This window comes from Aeromonas sp. V90_14, assembly GCF_029967615.1.
Taxonomy (GTDB): domain Bacteria; phylum Pseudomonadota; class Gammaproteobacteria; order Enterobacterales; family Aeromonadaceae; genus Aeromonas; species Aeromonas hydrophila.
Map to the genome: position 1 here is coordinate 1 of NZ_JASCAS010000047.1, position 14,008 is coordinate 14,008.

Here is a 14,008-nt window from a genome sequence, read left to right on the forward strand (position 1 = left end):
AAACGCGGTAGCGCCGATGGTAGTGTGGCATTCGCCATGCGAGAGTAGGACACTGTCAGGCACCTATTTAAAAGAGGCCTCCCATTCGGGAGGCCTTTTTGCATTGGAATTTTGCCGACCTGATAGGTTTCTTTTAGTAAAAATGCTGGGATGTCAGCACGTTGCCCGTTACTCTTGGTCTGGTATTGTCGGGAGTCATTGCCAGAGGAGTATGCATGGCCACGTTGAAGGAAATTGCACTGGAGGCGGGGGTTTCCCAGGCTACCGTGTCACGGGTGCTCAATGAAGATCCGACGCTGAGCGTCAAGGAAGAGACCAAGCAGAAGATCTTCGAGATCGCCGAACGGCTGGAGTACAAGACCAGCGGTGCCCGCAAGGGGGTTCACAAGAGCAAACTGCACTTCCTGGCGGTCTATGCCTACCCGCAGAGCACCGAGGTCAACGACCCCTATTATCTGGCCATCCGCTATGGCATCGAAACCCAGTGCGCCCGTCTCAACATCGAGCTGACCCACTGCTACAACGGTGCCGAGGGGCGCGATCTCTCCGCCGTCGACGGTATCCTGGTCATCGGCCATCTGCCTGCAGAGCGTCTCGCCGCGCTCCACTCCCTCTCTGCCCAGCTGGTGTTCGTGGATTGCCGTTCCCAGGGTGACTTTGATTCGATTGATGTGGATCTGGCGCTGATCAGCCAGCAGGTAGTGGACTTCTTCATCGCCCAGGGGCACCAGCGCATCGGCTATATCGGCGGCCAGGATGATGGCCCGGATCTGCGCGAGCTGGCCTTCCTCGACTACGGTCAGCGCCTTGGTGTGGTGCAGGAGAGCGACCTCTATCGCGGAGATTTCTCCAGCGCCTCCGGCTACAAGTTGGCCAAAGAGATGCTGGCCGGCGACTGGCCCAGGGCGCTGTTCGTTGCCTCCGACTCCATCGCCATCGGTGTGCTGCGTGCCATCCACGAGAAGGGACTGGCGATTCCCCAACAGATCGAGCTTATCAGCGTCAACGATATTCCGACCGCCAAGTTCACCTTCCCCCCGCTCTCCACGGTGCGGATCCACTCCGAGTTGATGGGCTCCCAGGGGGTCAATCTGCTGGTCGAACGGCTGCGTGATGAGCGGGATATCCCGCTGCGGGTGCTGGTACCGAGCAAGCTGACTCTGCGCGGTACCACGCGCTGATTTTAGTAAAACTATCCTATTTTTAGTCGCACCATCTTGCGGTGGTGCGACACCTCTCCCAAGCAAACCGCCTTCCCATATCATCCCACGACGTCATATCATATTGTTTTATAGTTTATTTTATTCCAGTTCAGCCAGCTATTATCAACATCCATGCCACTCCTCTATAGCTTGCCCCCCTTTATCTCCCGCTTCTGATCTCGCTCACAAAACCATCCATGCATTGTGATCAGGTTAAAACTTTACCTATCCAAAGCTGATATTTAGTAAATGTTTATCTAGAGTTTACCCAGTCAAAGTTGCCTTGTTCCGGGAGGACATGTGAATAACTGGGAAAACATCCAAGTCGTTGGTGAAAACAGGCTGGCTCCGCGTGCCTACTTCTTCTCTTATGCCGACCATGCGCTGGCGACCACCATGCAGCGCGAGCTGAGCCGCCGTTTTCTGAGCCTTGGCGGTCAGTGGCAGTTCCACTACTTCGACCATCCCCTGCAGGTGCCGGAGGCCTTCTATCACAGCCCCATGAGCGAATGGGGCCAGATCACCGTGCCCAACATGTGGCAGATGGAAGGGCATGGTCAGCTGCAGTACACCGACGAAGGTTTTCCCTTCCCCATCGACGTGCCCTTCGTGCCGACCAGCAACCCCACCGGCGCTTATCAGCGCAGCTTCACGCTGAGCCCGGCCTGGGATGGCGAGCAGGTGATTATCAAGTTTGACGGGGTGGAAACCTACTTCGAGGTCTATGTGAACGGCCACTACGTCGGTTTCAGCAAAGGCAGTCGCCTCACCGCCGAGTTCGATATCAGTGCCTACGTTAACATTGGCGAGAACCTGCTGTCGGTGCGGGTGATGCAGTGGGCCGACTCCACCTATATCGAAGATCAGGACATGTGGTGGATGGCGGGGATCTTCCGCGACGTCTATCTGGTGGGCAAACCGGCCGCCCATGTGCAGGACTTCTTCATCCGTACCGCGCTGGCCGATGACAATCAAAGCGCCACCCTGAGCTGCGATATCCAGCTGGAGAATCTGGGGGCAGCTGCCCGTGATCACCGTCTGGTCTGGTCGCTGCTGGATCAGGGCCGCGAGATCGCCAGCGGCTCGCTCGATCATCTCGCCATCGACGGCAAGTGTGATTGCCGCTTCACGCTGGATCTGGCCAACCCCCATCTGTGGAGCGCCGAAGACCCATACCTCTATCAGCTGCATCTCTCCCTCTACAACGGTCAGGGCGAGCTGCTGGAAGTGATCCCGCAGCGGGTCGGGGTGCGTGAAATCAAGGTCAAAGATGGCCTCTTCTACGTCAACGGCCACTACCTCAAGCTGCACGGGGTGAACCGCCACGACAACGACCACCTCAAGAGCCGAGCGGTCGGTATGGACCGTGTTGAACGCGACATCGTGCTGATGAAGCAGCACAACCTCAACTCGGTGCGTACTGCCCACTACCCGAACGACCCGCGCTTCTACGAGCTGTGCGACCAGTACGGCCTGTTCGTGATGGCGGAGACCGACGTGGAGACCCACGGTTTTGCCAACGTCGGCGATCTCAGCCGCATTACCGACGACCCTTTCTGGGAGCCGGTGTTCGTGGATCGCATCGAGCGCCACGTGCACGCCCAGAAGAACCACCCCTCCATCATCATCTGGTCGCTCGGCAACGAGTCCGGCTACGGCTGCAACATCAGAGCCATGTACCGGCGCTGCAAGACGATCGATCCGACCCGGCTGGTGCACTACGAAGAGGATCGCGATGCCGAGGTGGTGGATGTGGTGAGCACCATGTATTCCCGCGTCTCCCAGATGAACTGCTTCGGCGAGTTCCCTATGCCTAAGCCGCGCATTATCTGCGAATACGCCCACGCCATGGGCAATGGCCCGGGTGGCCTCAGCGAATACCAGCAGGTGTTCGACCGCCATCCCCACATTCAGGGCCACTACATCTGGGAGTGGTGCGATCACGGCATTCTGGATCAGGACGAGCAGGGCCGCCCGGTCTACAAGTACGGCGGCGACTACGGCGACTACCCCAACAACTACAACTTCTGCATGGATGGCCTCATCTACCCGGATCAGACCCCGGGGCCTGGCCTGCGCGAATACAAGCAGGTGATCTGCCCGGTCAAGGTGCGGGCAGTGGATCTGGCGAGCGGCAAGCTGGAAGTGGAAAACCGCTACTGGTTCTCCAATCTCGACGACATCCGTCTGCTGGTCGAAGTGAAGGCCGAGGGCGAACTGCTGGCCAGACAGCAGATCCGGCTGGAAGGGGTTGCCCCCGGTGCCACCACTGAGCTGCAGCTCGAACTGCCATCCCTGGATGGGCGGGAAACCTTTGTCCAGCTGCGGGTCATCAAGGCCAGTGCCACCCGTTACAGCGCGGCGGAGCACGAGCTGGGCCAGTACCAGTTCCAGCTGAAGGCATCGACTCGTCAGCTGCAGCCCTTTGCCAACCCCAATGCCACGGCATTGCAGATTGCCGATGAGCGCCTCGCGCTGACCTTGAGCGGCAGCGGCTTCGTCCTGCGCTTCTCGCGCCTCGACGGCAAGCTGGTGAGCTGGCAGCAAGATGGCAATGAGCTCATCGAGCGCTCGCCGCGTCTCACCTTCTTCAAGCCGATGATCGACAACCACAAGCAGGAGTACGAGAGCCTGTGGCACCCCAACCACCTGCAGATCATGCAGGAGCACTTCCGTGGCTTAAGCTGGCGTCAGCTGGGCGAGGCAGTCGAGGTGACGGTCGAGAGTCTGATCGCACCGCCGGTGTTCGACTTCGGCATGCGCTGCCGCTACGTCTACACCCTGAGCCCGAACGGCCAACTGCACGTGGCGCTCTGTGGCCAGCCCTACGGCGGTTATGACGACATCATTCCCAAGATCGGCTTCGAGCTGGGTATTCGTCAGGATCTCGACCGGGTGCACTACTACGGCATGGGGCCGGGTGAGAACTATCAGGACAGCCGCCAGAGCAACTGGATCGACAGCTTCCAGAGCACAGTCAGCGAGATGTGGGAGCACTACCCCTTCCCGCAGGACAACGGCAACCGGCAGCAGGTGCGCTGGGCGACCCTGACCAACCGCCACGGCGCCGGTCTCTACGTGCGGCCCGATGCCCCCATCAACCTGAGCGTCTGGCCCTACAGCTGGGAGCATATCCACGCGGCGCAGCACATCAACGAGCTGGAACCGAGCGGTTATCTCACCCTCAATCTGGATCACAAGGTGCTGGGGCTGGGTTCCAACTCCTGGGGCTCCGAGGTGCTGGACTCCTGGCGGGTGCGCTTCGAGCCGTTCAGCTTCGGTCTGACCCTGCTGCCCATTGCCCGTGGCAACCTCAATCCGGCTGCGCTGGCCGGGCTCGATCTCACCATCAACGGCGGGAGGAACCTCGCATGATCACCCTGGACAACCTGACCCTGTTCAAAAACATCTACCGGGAGGGCAAGAAGTGGGGCCGCTGCGTGGAGGCCATCGACAACCTGGCCAACCTCAAGCCCGGCATCTGCCACTCCATCGGTGACTCCCTCACCTACCGCTTGCAGGAGGGGGCCAGCCCGGCCACCTCGTTGTTCGAGGGGCAGCGCCGCTACTTCGACGTTCACTACTACCTGGAAGGGGAAGAGACGGTGGAGTGGGCCCCCAAGTCGGAGCTGCGGGTCGAGCAGGCCTATGACGACACCACCGACCGCGAGTGGCTGGCCGGTGAGGTGCGTGAGCGCCAGCAGGTGGGCAACGGCCAGGTGGTGATCTTCGAGAACGACGAGGCGTACCGGTTCACAAGCGACAGCCCGGTGCGCAAGCTGATCATCAAGGTCACCGTCGAAGGCGGCTACTTCAAAAACAAATAACAAGCCGCCGGTTCTGCACTGACAAAAGCCGGGAGGGCGGGGCTCACCCTACAAATCATGCCCCGCTCTTTCGCGAGATAACTACAGGTCTGGAGATGCACCATGTCTGATTCCAAACGCAATACGATAGGCAAGTTTGGTCTGCTGTCGCTCACCTTCGCGGCGGTATTCAGCTTCAACAACGTCATCAACAACAACATCGAAATCGGTCTGGCCTCGGCCCCGATGTTCTTTCTGGCCACCATTTTTTACTTCATTCCGTTTTGCCTCATCATTGCGGAATTTGTGTCACTGAACAAAAACTCCGAAGCGGGCGTCTATGCCTGGGTGAAGAGTTCCCTCGGCGGTCGCTGGGCCTTTATCTCCGCCTACACCTACTGGTTCGTGAACCTCTTCTTCTTCACCTCCTTGCTGCCGCGGGTCATCGCCTACGCCTCCTATGCCTTCCTCGGCTACGAGTACATTCTCACCCCGGTGGCGACCACGGCATTGAGCATGGTGCTGTTCGCCTTTGCCACCTACGTCTCCACCAACGGCGCCAAGATGCTCGGCCCCATCACCTCGGTGACCTCGTCCCTGATGCTGCTGCTGACCCTCTCCTACATTCTGCTGGCGGGTGCGGCACTGGTGGGCGGCGTGCAACCGGCCGACCCCATCACGGTCGAGGCCATGATCCCCGATTTCAGCTGGGCCTTCCTCGGCATCACTACCTGGATCTTCATGGCAGCCGGTGGCGCCGAGTCGGTGGCGGTCTACGTCAATGACGTGAAAGGGGGCTCCAAGTCCTTCGTCAAGGTGATCATCGTCGCCGGGATCTTTATCGGGGTGCTCTACTCCATCGCATCGCTGTTGATCAACGTGTTCGTCCACAGCGACACCCTGAAATACACCGGCGGCTCGGTGCAGGTGTTCGAGGGACTGGCGGCCTACTTCGGCCTGCCGGAGATCCTGATGAACCGCTTCGTCGGGCTGGTCTCCTTTACCGCCATGTTCGGCTCCCTGCTGATGTGGACGGCGACCCCGGTGAAGATCTTCTTCTCCGAGATCCCGGCCGGCATCTTCGGCAAGAAGACCGTCGAGCTGAACGAGAACGGCGTGCCCGCCCGCGCAGCCTGGATCCAGTACCTCATCGTGCTGCCGCTGATGGTGATCCCGACCCTGGGCTCCAACACCGCGCAGGATCTGATGAACACCGTCATCAACATGACCGCCGCCGCCTCCATGCTGCCGCCGCTGTTCATCATGCTGGCCTACCTCAATCTGCGCCTGAAGCTCGACCACCTGCCGCGGGAGTTCAAGATGGGTTCGCGCACCACCGGCATCGCCGTGGTGTCGGTGTTGATAGCCATCTTCTCGGTGGGCTTCCTCGCCTCCACCTTCCCGACCGGCGCCGACATCATGACCATCGTCTTCTACAACGTCGGCGGGATCGTGATCTTCCTCGGCTTCGCCTGGTGGAAGTACAACCGCTACGAGGCCTCCCTCAGCGCCGAGGCGCGTGCGAAAGAGGCCCAGCCGGCGGCGCAGATCGCCATGCAGACGCCATAGGCACTGCATTGACTCCCAATCAAACCGGGTGGCCGTTGGCCACCCGCAAACCGTTGAACCAGAAAAGGAAAAGAGAATGAGCGAGACGATCGAGTTTGCCGAATTCAAGCGGGTCGAGATGAAGGTGGGCAAGGTGCTGGAGGTGGTGCGCCACCCCGGGGCTGACAAACTCTATATCGTCCAGATCGACGTGGGGGGCGAGCGGCCGCTGCAGACCGTCACCAGTCTGGTGCCCTACTACAGCGAAGATGAGCTGATGGGCAGCGAGGTAGTTGTGCTGACCAACCTCCAGCCCACCAGGATGCGCGGCGAGCGTTCCGAGTGCATGTTGCTCTGCGCCGAGACCCCGGACGAGAGCCAGAGCGTGCTGTTGCAGCCGCGGGTGCCGATGGCGCCGGGCACCCCGATCGTCTGACTGGTATTGCGAGCCGGTGCGGGAGACTGCACCGGTTCACCAACGAGGCCGCCCACGCGGCCCGATCATAACAAGAGAGTAAAGCGCGGGGCCGACAGACCCTTGCCGAACACATCACAGAGTCACAGCGCTCCCCGCAGGGGGCGCGAGTCCACTGGAGGACACCATGTCTGAATCCGTACGCGGCACCATAGGCAAGTTTGCCCTGTTGTCGATGACCTTTGCCGCCGTGTTCAACGTGCGCAACATCGTCAACAACAACATCGAGCTGGGGCTCAGCTCCGCCCCCATCTTCCTGCTGGCGACCCTGGTCTACTTCATCCCGTTCGTCTTCATCATCGCCGAGTTCGTCTCGGCCAACAAAAACTCCGAGTCGGGGATGTACGACTGGCTCAAGAAGCCGCTCGGCACCCGGATGGCCTATCTGGGCTCGTTTCTTTACTGGTTCGTGAACCTGTTCTGGTTCGTCTCTCTGTTGCCCAATGTCATCGCCTACGCCTCCTACGCCATGCTGGGCTATGAGTACAGCTTCTCGCCCATGGTCACCTCGATCATCTCCATCGTGCTGTTCGCGGCGGCGACCCACATCTCGACCAAGGGGGCGAGCTGGCTCGGCAAGATTGCCGAGATCGTGGCCTACGGGGTGTTTGCGCTGTTCGCCATCTATGTGCTGGGCGCGCTGATGGCCCTGAGTGGCGATCATGTGCCGGCCCAGCCCATCACGCTGGAGGCGATGACTCCCACCGTCAACTGGGCGACGCTGGGTATCATGTGCTGGATCTTCCAGGCGGCGGGCGGTGCCGAGACGGCCGCGGCCTACCTCAATGACGTGAAGGGGGGCCAGAAGTCCTTCATCAAGGTGATCATCAGTGCGGGCATCGTCATCGGTGCCATGTATGCGGTCGGTTCCCTGCTGGTGAACGTGTTCGTGCCGCGCGAGAGCCTCACCTATGCCGGCGGCATGGTGGAGATCTTCACCGGCATGGCGCAGTATTTCGGGCTCTCCGAGGCGCTGGTGGGCCGCTTCGTCGGCGTGGTGCTGTTTATCGCCATGTTCGGCTCCATGATGATGTGGACCTCGGCGCCGGTGAAGATCCACTTCTCCGAGATCCCGCAGGGGGTTTACGGCGAGAAGACCACCCAGCTCAACGAGCACGGCGTGCCGGTGCGCGCCGCCTGGTGGCAGTTTGTCTTCGTGTTCGTGATGCTGGTGGTCAACGGCTTCGGCTCCGAGTCGGTGCAGCAGATGATGAACACCGCCATCAACCTCACCGCCGGTACCGCCATGCTGCCGCCCATCTTCATCATGGTGGCCTACTTCGTGTTCCGCTGGAAACATGACGACACCCCGCGCGAGTTCCGCATGGGATCGCGCAAGTTCGGGATGGGGGTGGTGTCGGTGCTGATCGCCATCTTCGTGGTGAGCATGAGTGCCTCTGCCTTCCCGAGCGGGGTGGATCTGGTGCGCGCCTTCTTCATCAACGTCTTCATGACCGCGGTCTTCTCGGCGCTGGCCTACTGGTGGATCTCCCGCTTCGAGAAGCGCCAGGCCCGCAAGCAGGCAACCGGCACAGCCGGCGGCAAGCTGGTCAAGCAGAGTTGAAGCACAAGGCTGGCCGGATCCGGTGGCCAGCCGGGCTTGCTTAATTTCCGGCAGATAAAGGGGGGTCGCTCAACTTTGCGCCTCCCGCTTATCGGGGTAAGCTGGGGGTTCGTTTCAACAGGAGCTGTGCCACAGCTCCTGTTGTGTTTCCTGTCGTCCCCGATCACCGGCCCCGCGCGGGGACGGGATCTGCTTTCACCGGAGACCGCTCGTGCGTCTGGATCCCTTTACCTCTGTACTGATTGTGGTGGTCGCGCTGGCCTCCTTCTTCCCCTGCGAGGGGCAGGTGGCCGTCTGGTTCGGTCTGCTGACCAAGCTGGCGGTGGCGCTGCTGTTCTTCATGCATGGCGCCAAGCTGTCGCGCCAGAACCTGCTGGCGGGCCTCGGCCACTGGCGGCTGCACCTGGTGGTGATGGCCAGCACTTTCGTGCTGTTTCCACTGCTGGGGCTGCTGCTCACGCCACTGGTACCCCACTGGCTGAGCCCGGCCATCTACCTCGGTTTCCTCTACCTGTGCGCCCTGCCGGCCACCGTGCAGTCGGCCATCGCCTTCACCTCGATGGCCGGCGGCAATGTGTCGGCGGCGGTGTGCAGCGCCTCGGCCTCCAGCATCCTCGGTATCTTCCTCTCGCCAGTGCTGGTGGGGCTGATGATCAATGTGCAGGGGGAGGGGGTCGATACCTGGCACTCCATTCAGGCCATCATGGTGCAGCTGATGCTGCCATTCGTGGTGGGCCACCTGTCGCGCCCGCTCATCGGCCGCTGGGTCGACAGCCACCGGCCGCTCATTGGCAAGCTGGACCAGAGCTCCATCCTGCTGGTGGTCTATGTGGCCTTCAGCGAGGCGGTGGTGCAGGGGATCTGGCATCAGGTGGGCTGGTACGATCTGGCCAGCATCGTGCTGCTGAGCTGCGTGCTGCTGGCACTGGTGCTGGGCTGGAACGTCTGGATCAGCCGTCGCCTCGGCTTCAACAGGGCGGACGAGATCACCATCGTCTTCTGCGGCTCCAAGAAGAGCCTGGCCAACGGGGTGCCCATGGCCAACGTCATGTTCCCGGCCGCCAGTGTCGGGGTCATGGTGCTGCCGCTGATGATCTTCCACCAGATCCAGCTGATGGTGTGCGCCGTGCTGGCGCGCCGCTATCACGAGCAGGAGGCCGTGTCCCAGGTTCAGCAGGGGTAAGCGGTCCGGATGAAAGGAGAGGGAGGCCATGGGCCTCCCTCTTTTGTTTGCTGCCTCGTCAGCGTTTGCGCCAGACGGTGAGCTGGGCCACCGTGTGCTGGTACTTGCGGGCGGTTTCGCGGATGACGAAGGGGACGTCCCGCGGGGGCATGTGCTCCTCGAATTCCGCCGCCAGCAGACGCTGCAGCGCCTGATAGGTGCCGAGTGCCTCGCCGTTCTCGCGCACACCGCCGAGCCAGTTGGCCTTGGGGGTGTAGTCGGTCAGCCAGGTGTAGGGGCTGGTGAGCACCAGCAGGCCGCCGCTGCGCAGTCTGGGCGCAATGTCCCGCAGGAAGCGGGCGGGTTCCCGCAGCCGGTCGATCAGATTGGAGGCGAGCACCAGGTCGTAGTCGCCGTACCTGGGCTTGAGGTTGCAGGCATCCCCCTGGCTGAAGTGGACGCGATCGGTCTGCTCGCGGCCGAGCTCATGGCGGGAGAGCCGTGCCTCGCAATACTCCACCAGCTCCCCTTCCACCGGCACCGCGTAGCGGAAGCTGTCCTGGCTGGCGAGCGCCAGTGCCACGTCGATGAAGCGGGCCGAGTAGTCGACCCCGTCCACGTGGGCGAAGCGGCGCGCCAGTTCGAAGCTGGCGCGGCCGGTGGCGCAGCCGATGTCGAGCGCCCGCTCATGGCGGCCGCACAGCTCGCTGGCCAGGCCGGCCAGGGTCTGGGCGTAGTTGGCGACCCCGAAGTGGGTCGGTCCGTACTGGAAGTCGAGATACTGAGCGACCAGCGTGTCGGTCTCGTAGGGATTCACGATAACGGGTTCCTGATAGCGGGAGACCAGATAGCGGAAACCCGCATGCTGGAAGAAGTGACGGCGGAAGGCGTAGCGGGAGGACTTGAGCGCCTCGTTGCCGGTGCTGATCCAGCTCCCACCCTTGATCAGGGTGTGCTTGCCGTCGAAGGTGGGGGTGGAGAAGTCGTCGTAGAGGGGATGCACCTTGAACCCCTCGAAGCCGTCGATGGCGGTGCTGGTCCATTGCCAGACGTTGCCCACCAGATCGAAGAAGCTGCCCTGCGGGCAGGCATCCACCGGACAGGACGACGCGAAGCGGGCCAGGTTGATGTTGCCGGGCGCCTCGATCCAGTCCGGCTGATCGCCGGCCAGCTGTTCGCGCAGCAGCATCCACTCCGCCTCGCTCGGCAACTGGACGGGCAGCCCGGTCTGGGCCGCCTGCCAGCGACAGAAGGCGGCGGCCTCCAGCTGGTTCACCTCCACCGGCCAGTCCCAGGGCATAGGGACCTGCTCGGTCATCAGCCGCAGTTGCAGTTGCTCGGGTTCGAGGGGGTCGCCGACCCAGAAGGTGGGCATGCGGGCCCTGGCATACTGGCGCCAGCCCCAGCCTTCGTCATCCCACCAGGCACAGGTCTCGTAGCCGCCCGCCTGCACGAAGTCGAAAAATTCTGCGTTGCTCACCAGCATGCGGCTGGCCTGGAAGGGGGCCAGTTCGATGTGGCGCTCGCCGTATTCGTTGTCCCAGCCGTAGGTGGCGTCCTGTTTGCCGAGCCGTACCCGGCCGCCGGCGACCGGCAGCAGGCTGTTGGCGGGCACCTCATCACGGCGATGGCGCGCCTCGGGGCAGACCGGCCACTGGGGCTGGCTGCGCACCCAGGCCAGCGGCAGCTGGCGGATCAGCACGCTGGAGGTCTCGAGGTGGATGCGCTCGTGCTCTATCCCCATCAATATGACCCAGGCCGGGCTCTGCCAGTCGATGGGCAGGGTCAGCGGCATCCGCTCGATGAAATCACACACCAGGGCGCGCACCCGGCCGCGATAGTCGCGCAGCTCGCTGACGGAGGGCCAGTCATAGTGGGTTTCATCGAGATCGTCCCAACTCATCTCGTCCACCCCGATGGCGACCATGGCCTCGATGCGGGCGTCGAGCCGGCCCTCGATGAGGCGGGCCGCCAGCAGCTTGTTGATGAAGAAGGCGGCGGTGTGGCCGTAGTAGAAGATGAGCGGGTGGCGCAGGGGGATCGCCTTGTCAAACCAGGCGCGATCGTCGGCCAGGCAGTCGAACAGCGAGTCGTAGAGATCGAAGGTCTGGCAGAAGTAGGCGAGCAGCTCGCGGCGCTTGTGTTCGGGATCGCTGCCGGTCAGCAGCGGGGTGCGGGTCGGTTCCGGCAGGCCGGTGGCGGTGGAATAGAGAAGAGTGGCTTGGGTCACGCTCTGACTCCTTGTTGGCAGTGAAGACTGACAAGACAGTGGTAATGGCATTACCGCAATGGAGAGCTTTGTACGCACAAGGTACCACTATTGGCTCAACAGACCGGCTCGGCAACCAAAAACTTCCACGGCTTGTCAGCATAGCGACCCCGCGAACGGCTCGCCAATCGGTCGTCCACCTGCCCGTTCGGGGATGGTCAGATTCGCCAGATTATGGTCTGAATGACTCTCTGTTTGTTGTGCTCATGTAGCGTAAAAATTGATATTTTCTTGTAAATCATGCAGTTGATTAACTGGCACAGGCTTTGCGATGGATGCTGACCAAGGGGCCACGACTGGCCAATACACAATGAGGAGAGTGGCGATGAAATGGATGATGGGCGTGGTGCTGGCGGTCGGGCTCAGCGGGTGCAGCTGGCTGGATGATACCCGGGTGAGCGGGACGGGGGCCGTGATCGAGCAGCAGCACGGGGTGGGCCGGCAGGTGACCCGGGTGCTGACCGGGGTGCCTGCCAGCGTCCATCTGGTGGCCGGCGAGCCGCGCGGATTGCGCATCCGTGGGCAGGAGAACCTGCTGCCCTACCTGGTGCTGAGCGAGCGGGGCGACAAGCTGGAGATCGAGGTGAAGGACGGTTACCGGCTCGACCCGACCGAGCCGCTGGAGATCACCATTACCCTGCCCGCGCTCCATGAGCTGGCGCTGGCAGGGGTCGCCAACGGCGAGCTGCGCGGCTTCAAGGGGGAGGCGCTGGTGCTGTCGGTGGCCGGGGTCGGTGACATCATCGCCGACGGGCTCGAGCTGGATCGGCTGGAGGGCAACATCGCGGGCGCCGGCAGCCTGGATCTGGGGAACAGCACGGCCAGGGCGGTCGAGCTCAACATCGCCGGCTCGGGGGATGTACTGGGGGCCGAGCTGAAGGGGCGCGAGGTGGAGGTCAATATCGCCGGCAGCGGCGACGTGGAGGTTCGGGCCCAAGAGCGGCTCAAGGTGGGCATCGCCGGCTCGGGCTCGGTCAGCTACTGGGGTGACCCTGTGCTGCAGAGCGAGATCGCCGGCTCCGGCGAGGTGAGCCGGCAGGGCAGCTGAATGGTTTTGTCCACCGAGCAGAAAAAAACAGGCCCGTCACGGGCCTGTTTCAATCAGAGGTGGCGGGCGTGAAAGCGCAGGTGCGCCTCGATGAAGCTCGCCACGAAGTAGTAGCTGTGATCGTACCCGGGGTGGCGGTTGAGCTCCAGCGGCCACTCCTTGCCGGCGGCCGCATCGGCCAGGGCGTCGATGTGCAGCTGTTCGGCCAGGAAGGGATCGTCCAGCCCCACGTCCACCAGGGTCGGCAGCGGCGTCACCGGGTGGTGGCGCAGCAGCTGGCAGGCGTCCCACTCCTGCCACAGCAAGGGGTTGTTGCCGAGGTAGGCGCCGAGTGCCTTCTGGCCCCAGGGGCAGCGGCTCGGGTGGCTGATGGGGCTGAAGGCCGACACCGAGCGGTAGCGACCGGGTTCGCGCAGGGCGGCGATGAGCGCCCCGTGGCCGCCCATGGAGTGGCCGCTGATGGCGCGCTTCGTCGAGACCGGGAAGTGGGTCTCGATGAGCTCGGGCAGCTCGCGGGTGACGTAGTCGTACATCTGGTAGTGATCGCGCCAGGGATGCTGGGTGGCGTTGACGTAGAAGCCGGCGCCCATGCCGAGATCGTAACCGGGGTCGTCCGCCACGTCTTCACCGCGCGGGCTGGTGTCCGGTGCCACCAGAGCGATGCCGAGCTCGGCGGCGATGCGCTGGGCGCCCGCCTTCTGCATGAAGTTTTCATCGGTACAGGTGAGGCCGGAGAGCCAGTAGAGCACGGGTACCTTCTGGCCGGTGAGGGCCTGGGGCGGCAGATAGATGGCGAAGCGCATCTCGCAACCTAGCACCTCGGAGGCGTGGCTGTAGCGCTTGTGCCAGCCGCCGAAGCTCTTGTTGCTGCTGATTATGTCCAGATTCATCGGGGGAACTCCTGCACCCCGCCCACGGTGGTGGGCGGGGTGAT

At 62.6% G+C, this 14,008-nt stretch carries 10 protein-coding genes; 8 read left to right on the forward strand and 2 right to left on the reverse strand.

Features of this window, described 5'->3' with window-relative positions:
• Positions 1-215 precede the first annotated feature (215 nt).
• The 7 genes from ebgR to QLG02_RS20075 all read left to right on the forward strand — a co-directional run bounded on the left by ebgR (position 216) and on the right by QLG02_RS20075 (position 9,778).
• A complete protein-coding gene (ebgR, locus tag QLG02_RS20045) occupies positions 216-1,181 on the forward strand; it encodes a transcriptional regulator EbgR (RefSeq protein WP_282465981.1) in 966 nt (321 codons plus the stop codon).
• Positions 1,182-1,502: 321 nt separating this feature from the next.
• Positions 1,503-4,577: a beta-galactosidase subunit alpha gene (ebgA, locus tag QLG02_RS20050; protein WP_282465982.1), complete on the forward strand. Its 3,075-nt coding sequence runs from the start codon at positions 1,503-1,505 to the stop codon at positions 4,575-4,577.
• Entirely contained in the window at positions 4,574-5,029 is a 456-nt protein-coding gene (locus QLG02_RS20055; RefSeq protein WP_282465983.1) for a beta-galactosidase subunit beta, read from the forward strand. The genes ebgA and QLG02_RS20055 overlap by 4 nt, the downstream gene beginning before the upstream one ends.
• Positions 5,030-5,131: 102 nt before the next feature.
• A complete protein-coding gene (locus tag QLG02_RS20060) occupies positions 5,132-6,577 on the forward strand; it encodes an amino acid permease (RefSeq protein WP_282465984.1) in 1,446 nt (481 codons plus the stop codon).
• A 76-nt stretch (positions 6,578-6,653) separates the two neighbouring features.
• Complete coding sequence (locus tag QLG02_RS20065; protein ID WP_282465985.1) at positions 6,654-6,992, forward strand: tRNA-binding protein; 339 nt, start codon at positions 6,654-6,656, stop codon at positions 6,990-6,992.
• A 166-nt stretch (positions 6,993-7,158) separates the two neighbouring features.
• Positions 7,159-8,595 carry an amino acid permease gene (locus QLG02_RS20070; RefSeq protein ID WP_282465986.1) on the forward strand — a complete coding sequence of 479 codons (1,437 nt, stop codon included), beginning with the start codon at positions 7,159-7,161 and terminating at the stop codon, positions 8,593-8,595.
• 211 nt (positions 8,596-8,806) lie between these two features.
• Positions 8,807-9,778 (forward strand): bile acid:sodium symporter family protein, encoded by a 972-nt coding sequence (locus QLG02_RS20075; RefSeq protein ID WP_102989697.1) that lies wholly within the window; start codon positions 8,807-8,809, stop codon positions 9,776-9,778.
• A 58-nt stretch (positions 9,779-9,836) separates the two neighbouring features.
• Here the strand turns inward: QLG02_RS20075 and ovoA are convergent, their stop codons facing one another.
• On the reverse strand, positions 9,837-11,987 hold the full coding sequence (gene ovoA, locus QLG02_RS20080; RefSeq protein WP_282465987.1) for a 5-histidylcysteine sulfoxide synthase: 2,151 nt from the start codon (positions 11,985-11,987) through the stop codon (positions 9,837-9,839).
• A 364-nt stretch (positions 11,988-12,351) separates the two neighbouring features.
• On the opposite strand from ovoA, the gene QLG02_RS20085 reads away from it, so the two are divergent.
• A complete protein-coding gene (locus QLG02_RS20085) occupies positions 12,352-13,074 on the forward strand; it encodes a head GIN domain-containing protein (RefSeq protein WP_282465988.1) in 723 nt (240 codons plus the stop codon).
• Positions 13,075-13,127: 53 nt separating this feature from the next.
• Here QLG02_RS20085 and fghA read toward each other — a convergent pair whose 3' ends face one another.
• Complete coding sequence (fghA, locus tag QLG02_RS20090; protein ID WP_029302433.1) at positions 13,128-13,964, reverse strand: S-formylglutathione hydrolase; 837 nt, start codon at positions 13,962-13,964, stop codon at positions 13,128-13,130.
• Positions 13,965-14,008: the final 44 nt, after the last annotated feature.